The organism is uncultured Alistipes sp. (assembly GCF_902388705.1).
Lineage (GTDB): Bacteria > Bacteroidota > Bacteroidia > Bacteroidales > Rikenellaceae > Alistipes.
Genome location: NZ_CABMQJ010000025.1, coordinates 20,591 through 30,496 on the forward strand (window position 1 = coordinate 20,591; position 9,906 = coordinate 30,496).

Annotated in this window: 4 protein-coding genes and 1 tRNA gene; all 5 read left to right on the plus strand. The window is 57.5% G+C overall.

What is annotated here, in order from left to right; all coding sequences use genetic code 11:
- Window positions 1–28: 28 nt before the first annotated feature.
- The 5 genes from QZT71_RS07705 to QZT71_RS07725 all read left to right on the plus strand — a co-directional run bounded on the left by QZT71_RS07705 (window position 29) and on the right by QZT71_RS07725 (window position 9,904).
- The gene (locus tag QZT71_RS07705) at window positions 29–1,660 is read left to right on the plus strand and encodes a RagB/SusD family nutrient uptake outer membrane protein (RefSeq protein ID WP_295914693.1); all 1,632 of its coding nucleotides are present in this window, start codon (window positions 29–31) and stop codon (window positions 1,658–1,660) included.
- A 293-nt stretch (window positions 1,661–1,953) separates the two neighbouring features.
- Complete coding sequence (locus tag QZT71_RS07710; protein WP_295914695.1) at window positions 1,954–5,094, plus strand: TonB-dependent receptor; 3,141 nt, start codon at window positions 1,954–1,956, stop codon at window positions 5,092–5,094.
- 22 nt (window positions 5,095–5,116) lie between these two features.
- On the plus strand, window positions 5,117–6,706 hold the full coding sequence (locus QZT71_RS07715) for a RagB/SusD family nutrient uptake outer membrane protein (RefSeq protein WP_295914698.1): 1,590 nt from the start codon (window positions 5,117–5,119) through the stop codon (window positions 6,704–6,706).
- A 36-nt stretch (window positions 6,707–6,742) separates the two neighbouring features.
- Window positions 6,743–9,460, plus strand: a complete 2,718-nt coding sequence (locus QZT71_RS07720) for a hypothetical protein (RefSeq protein ID WP_295914701.1) — start codon at window positions 6,743–6,745, stop codon at window positions 9,458–9,460.
- Window positions 9,461–9,831: 371 nt separating this feature from the next.
- Window positions 9,832–9,904: transfer RNA gene (locus tag QZT71_RS07725), tRNA-Phe, on the plus strand.
- Window positions 9,905–9,906: the final 2 nt, after the last annotated feature.

Below are 9,906 nucleotides of genomic sequence, written 5' to 3' on the forward strand. Positions count from 1 at the left end.
TTTGACGAATATAACAAGGAAAATAATTATGAAAACCATATTGAGAAAGACATCCACCCTCCTTGCGGCCGTGCTCCTGTTAGGCAGTTGCATCAAGGAAACGGAGCCCACGTCCGTGGCGACGCCGGATCAGATCAACAAGAATTCCGCGGCGCTGGAGGCCACCATCACGGGCATCTGCTCCGCCCTGCATAAGAATTACTTCGGCTACAACGCCAACAACAACTCGGCTTTCCCGTTCGACTTCGGCTATGAGGCGATGGCGCAGATTCGCGACCTCTACTGCCAGGACATGCCCCTGATCAATGCGGAGGGCTGGGACTGGTTCTCTCCCTGGTCGCGTAACGTGGCCATGGGCGACGGCTACCTCTACGGCCAGCTCGTCTGGAACTACTACTGGGCGCTGCTCAAGACCGCCAACGACGCAATCAGCGTAATCGACGAAGATTCCGCCACCGCCACGCAGCTGCATTACCTGGGGATTGCCAAGTGCTTCCGGGCCCTCGCTTACCTGGACATGGGCCGCATGTACGAGTTCAAACCCAACAAATACACCTCGGCACCCGAGGTCGAGGGGCTGACCGTGCAAATCGTGACGCCCGGCATGACCGAGGCCGAAGCACGCGACAACCCCCGCGTGACCAAAGAGAAGATGTGCGAATTCATCCTGGGCGACCTGGAGGATGCCGTGAAGTTTCTCGACGGCTATGTTCCCGCAGCCCGGAATTTCCCGACGCAGAGCGTGGCCTACGGCCTGATGGCCCGCACCTACCTGTGGCTCGAAGACTATCCCAAAGCCAAACAGGCGGCGCAGGACGCCCTCGACGCCGGCAGCTATTCGGTGCTGACCTCCGCGCAGTGGCACGACACCGCCACGGGCTTCAACAACTCGTCGGCCACGGGCTCGTGGATGTGGGCCGATATGATTTCGTCGACCGACCCCACGCTGGTCAACGACGACGGCGGGGCTTCGTGGATGGGCTGGATCAGCAACGAGCAGATGTTCGGTTATTCGGGATATGCCGGCGGCCTGCGTGCAGCCGACAGGAGTTTCTATGAGCGCATCTCCGACACCGATTTCCGCAAGACTTCGTTCCTGGCGCCCCGCGGTTCGGCCCTTCGCGGGCAGACGCGGTTCTGCGCGTCGACCGATCCCGACCTGATTGCCATCCTGCCCGACTACTCGTCGGTCAAGTTCCGCCCCGGACAGGGCAATACGACCGTTCCGACGGTCGGCGGCGCCGTGGATTTCCCGCTCATGCGCTGCGAGGAGATGCACTTCATCATCGCCGAATGCGATGCCCGCAGCGGTTCGGCTACCACGCTGGTGAACCTCGTCAAGACCCGCGACCCGAACTACACCTGCACCAAGACGGGCGACGACCTGATTGAAGAGGTGATTTTCCAGAAGCGCGTCGAGTTCTGGGGCGAAGGCATCGTTTTCTTCGACTTCAAGCGTCTGAATTTGAGCATCACGCGCGGTTACAAGGGCACCAACCACCTGGTAGACCTCTCTGCCTTCAATACCGACGGCATGGCCCCGTGGCTGAACCAGTGCGCCGTACGTACGGAGCACAGCCAGAATCCGGCATTCGTCAACAATCCCGATCCGTCGGGTACGGTGCCGTTCTGGAAAGACCCGGACGCCGCAGGCAACTAAACTTACGGTTTTTTCCGGCAATTCAGGCCGCTGTCCTTATGGGCAGCGGCCTTTTTCGGTTATGTATTAGTAACGCGGCATACCGGCCTGAATGCCATTAACAGACTGTTAATTAAATCATTACAATCCGACGCAAGGTTACCGAATAGTTACTGAAACCCCGGTTTCAGCCAGCCATTCTCGGTGTATATTTAGATAATACATTGATTTTCAAAATATTGAACTACAACCGAAATCCTGCTGTAAGCTACTTGATTTTTATTTTAAAAAACTTATTTTAATTATTAACGCTTATGGTAAGAAAAATTGTACTATCGTTAATTGCTGTTTTGGGTATTTGCGCCTTTGCAATGGCCCAGAACCGGCAGGTTTCCGGTACAGTTACCGGCGCGGACGGTACTCCCGTTGCCGGCGCGACGGTTATGGTCGACGGCACACAGGTCGGAACGACCACTGGTGCGGACGGTAAGTTCATTATTTCCGCTCCGACCAACGGCACCCTTGCAGTGTCGTTCATCGGCTACCAGTCACAGAAAGTACCTGTGGCAGGGAAAACCGTGCTCAATGTCACGCTGGCCGAGGACACGCACAACATCGACGACGTTATCGTCGTAGCCTACGGTACGGCCAAGAAAGAGTCCTTTACGGGTTCGGCCGCCGTCATCAAATCTGAAAACCTCGAAAAACGTGTTGTTGCCAACGTATCTAAAGCACTGGAGGGCCAGGTTGCCGGCGTGCAGACCACGTCGGGTACCGGACAGCCGGGGTCGAGCGCTTCGATCGCCATCCGCGGTTTCGGTTCGATCAATGCCAGCGCCAATCCGCTGTACGTAGTCGACGGTGTCGCCTATTCGGGCCAGATCAACGCGATCAATCCCGAGGATATCGAGTCGATTACCGTGCTCAAGGATGCATCGGCCGGTGCCCTGTACGGCGCCCGCGGTGCCAACGGTGTCATCGTAATCAACACCAAGCGCGGCCGCGAGGGCAGCGTCGAGGTGAACTTCAAGGCTACGCTCGGCGTATCGTCGCGTGCAATTCCCGACTACGATCTGGTTAACCAGCGCGAATACGTCGAACTGAACTGGCAGTCGCTCTACAACTCGGCTTACTTTACGTCGGGTTACAGCGATACGGCAGCCCGCGCTTACGCTTCGTCGCGCCTCGGCGGTACGCTGGGTAACGACTACAACCCGTTCAAGAATTACAGCTGGGCCCAGTTGGTGGACCCCGCAACGGGCAAGGTGCGCGCCGATGCCAAAGCTGCCTGGGATGAGAGCTGGATCGACGACGTGACCAACAACGCCGCTTTCCGCCAGGAATACCAGGCGTCGGTTTCGGGCGGTAACAACGTGCATCGCGGAAGCATGTCGTTGAGCTTCCTCGACGAGGACGGTATTCTGAAAACCACCAACTTCCAGCGCTACACGGGCCGTGTGAGCTACGATACGACGCCCAAGCACTGGTTCCAGGGCGGTATGAACGCCAACTTCGCACACTCGAAGTCCAACTCGAACCGTTACACCGGTTCTGCGAGCAGCAACGTCTTCTATACGGCGCAGCTCATGGCTCCGATTTATCCCGTCTACATGAAAGACGCCGACGGTAACAACCTGCTCGACGCGAACGGCAAGAAGCAGTTCGACTACGGCGCTACGCGTCCACAGGATGCCAACTCCAATGCCATCGCAGGTTTCTACGACGATCCGACCTCGAACACCACCGAGAGCCTTTCCGCCCGTACCTACCTCACGTTCGGCAGCGACGACGCCAAGGCAGGCGCACTGCAGGGCCTGAAAGCCACGGTTAACTTCGGCGTGGACTACAGCATCTCGAACAACATGCAGTACTTCAACCGTCTGCACGGTAACCAGGCTTCGAACGGCGGTCTTATCTACAAGTACAACTACCGCTACATGACCTATACGTTCAACCAGCTGGTGACCTACAACCGCACTTTCGCCGAGAAGCACGAAGTCAGCGGCCTGCTCGGACACGAGTTCTACAGCTACGAGGAGAACTACCTCGAAGCCAGCCGTTCGGGTCTGGTCGAGGGCCTCTTCGAAGTGGTCGGCGCTACGATCAACTCGGCCGAGTCTTTGACCAAAGACCACCGCATCGAGTCCTACTTCGCACGTCTGAACTACGGTTACGACAACAAATATTACGTGGATGCGAGCTGGCGTACCGACGGTTCGTCGCGTTTCGCTCCCGATACCCGCTGGGGCCACTTCTGGTCGGTCGGCGCTTCGTGGCGCATCTCGCAGGAGAAGTTCATGAAGGAGCTTACGTGGCTGGACAACCTGACGCTGAAAGCTTCGTACGGCGTGCAGGGTAACGAGGGTATCCTCGACAGCTCGGGCTATGACAACTATTACGGCTGGCAGGGCTATTACGACGTCAACTCGACGGGTACCGATTACGGTTTCTCCGTGGCGCAGCTCGCCAACACCAACCTTACGTGGGAGAAGAATGCCAACCTCAATGTCGGTATCGAAGCCGCCCTGTTCGGCAACCGGCTGAATGCCACCGTCGAATACTACAACCGTAAGACGACGGACATGATTCTTGCGCGCCCGATGGCTTTCTCGAGCGGTTTCGAATCGTATCTGGACAACGTCGGCGAAATGCGCAACACGGGTTGGGAAATCTCGCTGAACGGCGTGCTCATCGACCGTCCGGACATGCGCTGGGATTTGACCGTCATGGCTGCGACGCAGAAGAACAAGGTGCTCTCGCTGACGCCCGAAACGCCCGAGATCGTCGACGGTTCGACCCTCATCCGCGAAGGCCTGCCGATCTATACCTATTATATGCCCAAATTCGCAGGCGTGGATCCCGCGACCGGTGCGGCGCTCTACTATGCGTACAAGGATTCCAACGGCAAGACGGTCGACGAGTACATCACTTCGGATCCGACCATCGCGTCGAGCAGCCGCTACCTGTGCGGCAGCCGTATTCCCGATTTGTTCGGCAGCATCGGCACCAACTTCCGCTGGAAGAACCTCGACTTCTCGCTTCTGACCACCTACTCGATCGGCGGCAAGGTCAACGAGGCGATCTACTCCTCGACGATGAATCCGTTCTACTACGGCCAGACTTTCCACAAGCACCAGCTGCGTGCCTGGACCAAGCCGGGCGACGTTACCGACGTTCCGCGTGTCACGGTCGGCACGAGCAGCATCAGCTCGGACCGCTTCCTGGTGGACGCTTCGTATTTCTCGATCAAGAACATTACGATCGGCTACACGATTCCGAAGAAAGCCGCGAACTACATCGGTATGAAGAGCATACGCGTATACTGCTCGATGGACAACCTGGCGATTTTCACCCACATGAAGGGTATGAACCCGACTTACTCGCTGCGGGGCAGCACGGGCTTCGTTTACACGCCTTCGCGTAACTTCGTCGCAGGTCTGGATGTCAAATTCTAATTAAAAACCGGAGATTAAGACTATGAAAAGAATATTTTTATTGAGTATCATCGCTACCCTCGCGCTTTCCTGCTCGAAGGATGCACTCGAAACCTTCCCCGGTAACAAAGTGCCGGCCGATGTGGTCTACGGTAGCGTCGAGAATGCCCAGTCGGCATTGACCGGTGCGCTGGCCGGCCTGGGGGCAGGCGGCTGGCAGGGCAACTACAACTCGGGTATCGGTTTCGGACTTACGGAAACCTACCTTACCGGCGACGCGCTGGCCGAAGACTACGTGCTTTCGGGCTCGGGTTCGGGCTGGATGTGGCAGACCTATTCGTATGCATTCAAGAGCTGGTTCGACGACCCGCGCCTGCAGAGTGCAACCTCGTGGAACTGCTACTATACGACCATCAACTCGTGCAACAACCTGATCGGCGCCGGCGAACTGCTCGCAGAGTCGAACCAGGGCAAGTATATCCTGGGACAGGCCTACGTGCTGCGCGCGTTCTGCTACCACATGCTGGCACAGCTCTACGCACGCGCCTATTTCTACTATCCCGAAGACCTGTGCGTTCCGGTTTACCTGGAGCCCACGACTTCGGAAACCAAGGGTGCGGCCCGTTCGACCAACAAGTATGTCTACGAAGAGGTTGTCTATCCCGGCCTGACGAGCGGTATCGAACTGCTCAAGGAGGCCGACGAGGCCGGTGTTAAGCGCAGCAGCAAGACCGAGATCGACTACTACGTAGCCAATGGTATCAAGGCCCGTGTCGCGCTGACGATGCACCTCTGGAAAGACGCCTACGGCGCAGCCGAGGAGGCTCTGAAAGGATATGCCGGCAACGAGGCGCTCGCCGCTTCGCAGATTTCCGGCGGTATGAACGACATCACGGCGCTGCCGAGTGTCATGTGGGGCGAAATCAAAACGACGGACAACTACGGTATGTACCTCTCGTTCCAGTCCCAGATGGACGCCGGCCACGACGGATACGCCCAGAAGGCACGCCGGTGCTGCACCTCGTGGCTCTGGAACCGCATGAACTCCACCGATGCACGCCGTGCATGGTGGCTGGGTAATTTCGACAACGCCAACTACCAGGCTTCGGGCGAGGCGATTCGCTACTGCCAGGTGAAATTCAAGTTCAAGGGCGATACGTGGCTCGGCGACTATATCTACATGCGTGCCGAGGAGATGCTGCTGACGGCTGCCGAGGCTTACTGCCAGGACGGTAACGACGGGCAGGCCCGCAATTACCTTTCGAAACTCATGGCCAAGCGCGACCCCGCCTACACGGGTACCACCAAGTCGGGTAACAACATCACGACGCTGACCCCGGGCAGCGACGGCGCTTCGACGACCGGTTCGCTGCTGGAGGAGATTCTCATCCAGCGCCGCCTCGAGCTGTGGGGCGAGTACGGCCGCCTGTTCGACATCAAACGTCTGGGCCAGGGCTTCAAGCGCGTTGCGACGGAGAGTGCCGACAACCCCGATTTCGATCCCTCATCGCTTATCAGCAGACGCGATACGCAGTCGCCCGATACGTACGCATGGATCCTGCTGCTGCCGCAGAAAGAGCTGGACGGTAACCCCAATATCGTACAAAACCCGACCGGCGATACGGCCAATTAAGGAGAAACGGACAATAATTTTAAAATGGATCTGAATATGAAAAATATATTTAAGACACTTTTTGCGGTGGGCGTGCTTTTTGCGGCGATCGGATGCGACAAGGATCAGACCGTCACGAAGTTCAATCCCGGCGGTGAAGATGCCGAAAGCGCCTACTTCACGCAAAAGACCGTTTCGGAGGAGTTTGCCACGACGGTCACCGGAAACCAGACGCTTTATGTCGACCTCTTTCGCCAGAACGCACAGGGCGACCTGACCGTCGGACTCGACCAGGTCGTGCCCGAGGATGCTGCCGAATTCTACGAGATTCCCGAGTATGTTACGTTCAAGGACGGCGAATACAAAGTGGCGGTTCCCGTCACCATACACAACGTGGAGAACTACGCCAAGGGTGTGAACTACACGGCCCAGATTTTCGTCGGCGACCACCACGACTTCGTGAGCACCACCACGCAGCTGGCCCTCGACAAGCAGGGCATGCCCGTGAAAGGCGCCGCTACCCGTGCCGTGGATATCGCCGAGAAATATTCGAGCGTGACCATCACCACGACGCTGACGCTGGAGTGGGAACCCTGCTATGTGCTCAAGGATCCGAGCAAACTGCTGTCGACGGATTTGACCGAGGCCGATTATGTAATCGGTGCTGACGGCAAACCGATGCTGCAGGGCGCTACCTATACTTATACCGGCTGGTGGAGCGGTTACGACGACGAAATCATGCTCGAGCGTGCCAAGGGTACGACCGTATTCCGCATGACCAACTGGGGCGGCGGCGTGAACATCATCTTCACGGTCAAAGCCGACAAGTCGGTCGTTATCACGGGTCAGTACATCGGTGCCGACCATTCCAGCTACGGCAAAGTCTACGTGTCCGACGTGCCGTCGTATGCGGGCGTATCCTACGAACAGTATCCCTGCACCTGGGACGGTGGCCGCAACTTCTCGTTCAGCCTGATTTACTATGTCGACGCCGGCAACTTCGGTGACTTCGTCGAAACGCTCGAACTGCACAGCGGTACGGTGGTTGTCGAAGACCCCGAACCTGCCGTAGCGATCGAATACCTGGGCGCTTCGGTTTCGGCGACGGGCGTCAAGAGCCACAAGTTGAGCTTCACGCCCAACGACGATGCGGCGTATTACTACGCTACCGTGCTGAAAACCGATCCGCAGCTGGCCGATCAATGCGCTGCAATGACCGAGGCTTTCCTCAAGCAGAACGGCATCCAGCCCGGAACCAGCGCATGGTACCAGAACTATGACCCGATTTACGCACAGATCTTCGAGGGAATGAGTGCCGAGTACGCGCAGAGCCTCTATGAAAGCATCGGCGGTAAGATCGAGGACGGCTCTTACGAGGGCGACTACCCCGCCTTCAGGTTCGAAGAGGCCAGCGAAGAGGCTTGGGATTTGGGCACCGAAGGCGGTACCTACACGGCCGTGGCTTTCTCCTACGACAAGACCGAGCAGTTCAAGGGCGCCGACATCAAGGTGTTCATCTACAACCCCGATGCCGAAGCCGACAAGGTTGCCTACACGCTTGAGTTCGGGGTTTATCCCAACCCGGCATCCGGCTACTTCGCGTACAATTCGGCGAATCTTTACCTGCAGTCCGCAAACGGCGATATCACGGGTGTGAAATATGCATTTGTATCGAAAGCCGATTTCGAAGCGGCCGGTTTGAGCGATGCGTCGACTCCGGCCGAGCTGGAAGCCTATGTCGGTGAGAACGGCAAGGCGCTGGGGGCCGCTGCGCTCGAAGATGTGAACAACACGGGGCTGCTGGGCGGCTACGAACTCTATCTGGACGCTGCGCCTGCTACCGACTACAAACTCATCACCTGCATTTCGAACGCCGACGCCACCAAGACGGAGGTCAGCGACATGACGACGGACGCCGTGGTTGCACCGAATAAACTCGCTATCGCGACTTCTGTTACCAACATTCCGAATAGCGGCGTATACAAGCATACGCACGTGGTTGCTGCCATTTCCGGTACGGAAATCGTGAGCGGCTATTACATGATGGCGGCTGCTTCGAACGCCACGCTCAATAATTACATCACCGTTTCGGACGGCGGTCAGGTAGCGCTCAAGGAGGGTGTGACCGATGCCGATATGCTCGAGTTGATCGAGGGTAACGGTACGGCATTCTCGGCCGGCACTTCGACCAGCGCCCTCGCCCAGATGAACAACGGCGGCAGCTTCGCCACGCCGCAGAAGGGCACACCTGCTACGAAGTACGTCGTGTTGGGATGCGCTGTCTACGGTAACGGCGAGAAATCGTGGACGGCAGCCGTGCAGACGACCGGCTTCGCTCCTTCGGTAGCTTTCGTGCAGACCGTGCAGTCCAGCGGCAAGAACATCGTTTTCAACTGGTCGGCAACCCCCTCCGCATCCATCTTCATGGTGCAGGAAGTGGTGTACGCGCTGGTGCCCAAGTCGGCATTGAGCGGTGCGGGCGTAGACTTCACGAAACTTTCGGACGAACAGCTCAACGACTTCGACGCACGCCGCGCCGAGGCTGGCAGCAGCGCTTCCGAAATCGACGCGCAGGAGCAGAACGCCGCCAAAGTGATGGAGATACTCGATGCCCAGGGCAAGACCTTCAAGGGTGATGCCGCTACGGCCATCAACTACGGCGACGGCGTAAGCAAGCAGTTCTCGAACGTTGCTTCCGGCGAATACGCCCTGATTGCTCTGGCAAGCGACGCTTACAACACCAAACTGACCGTCGGACTGGTTATCGTCCAGTAATCCGCTGTCTGGTATATCCGGGACGGCTCCCACCGAGGGGGCCGTCCTTTTTTATTGTCCCTGCTTTGGCACCCCGTTTTTTCCCTCCTTCCTTTCCTGTTTTTATCCTGTTCCTCCCTGCTCTCCCCTAAACTTTCCGCCTGATTTTCCGCTTCGGCTTTGTTCCGGCAGTCAGCCTGCGTTCTCCTCGCTCCCGTTTCGCCCCGGCCTGCCTTGCGGCTTTACTCCGGTGCCCGCCGGGCAGGGTATGGACACCAGTGAGCAAAAAAATGGAAAAATTGCGGGGCGCATTTGCAGATTAAAAAAAGATTGTTTACCTTTGCACCACGATAATACGGAAAAGACGTGCTTCTGACCGCTTTTATCGGGATGGTGCCATAGCTCAGTTGGTAGAGCAAAGGACTGAAAATCCTTGTGTCCCCGGTTCGATTCCTGGTGGCACCACT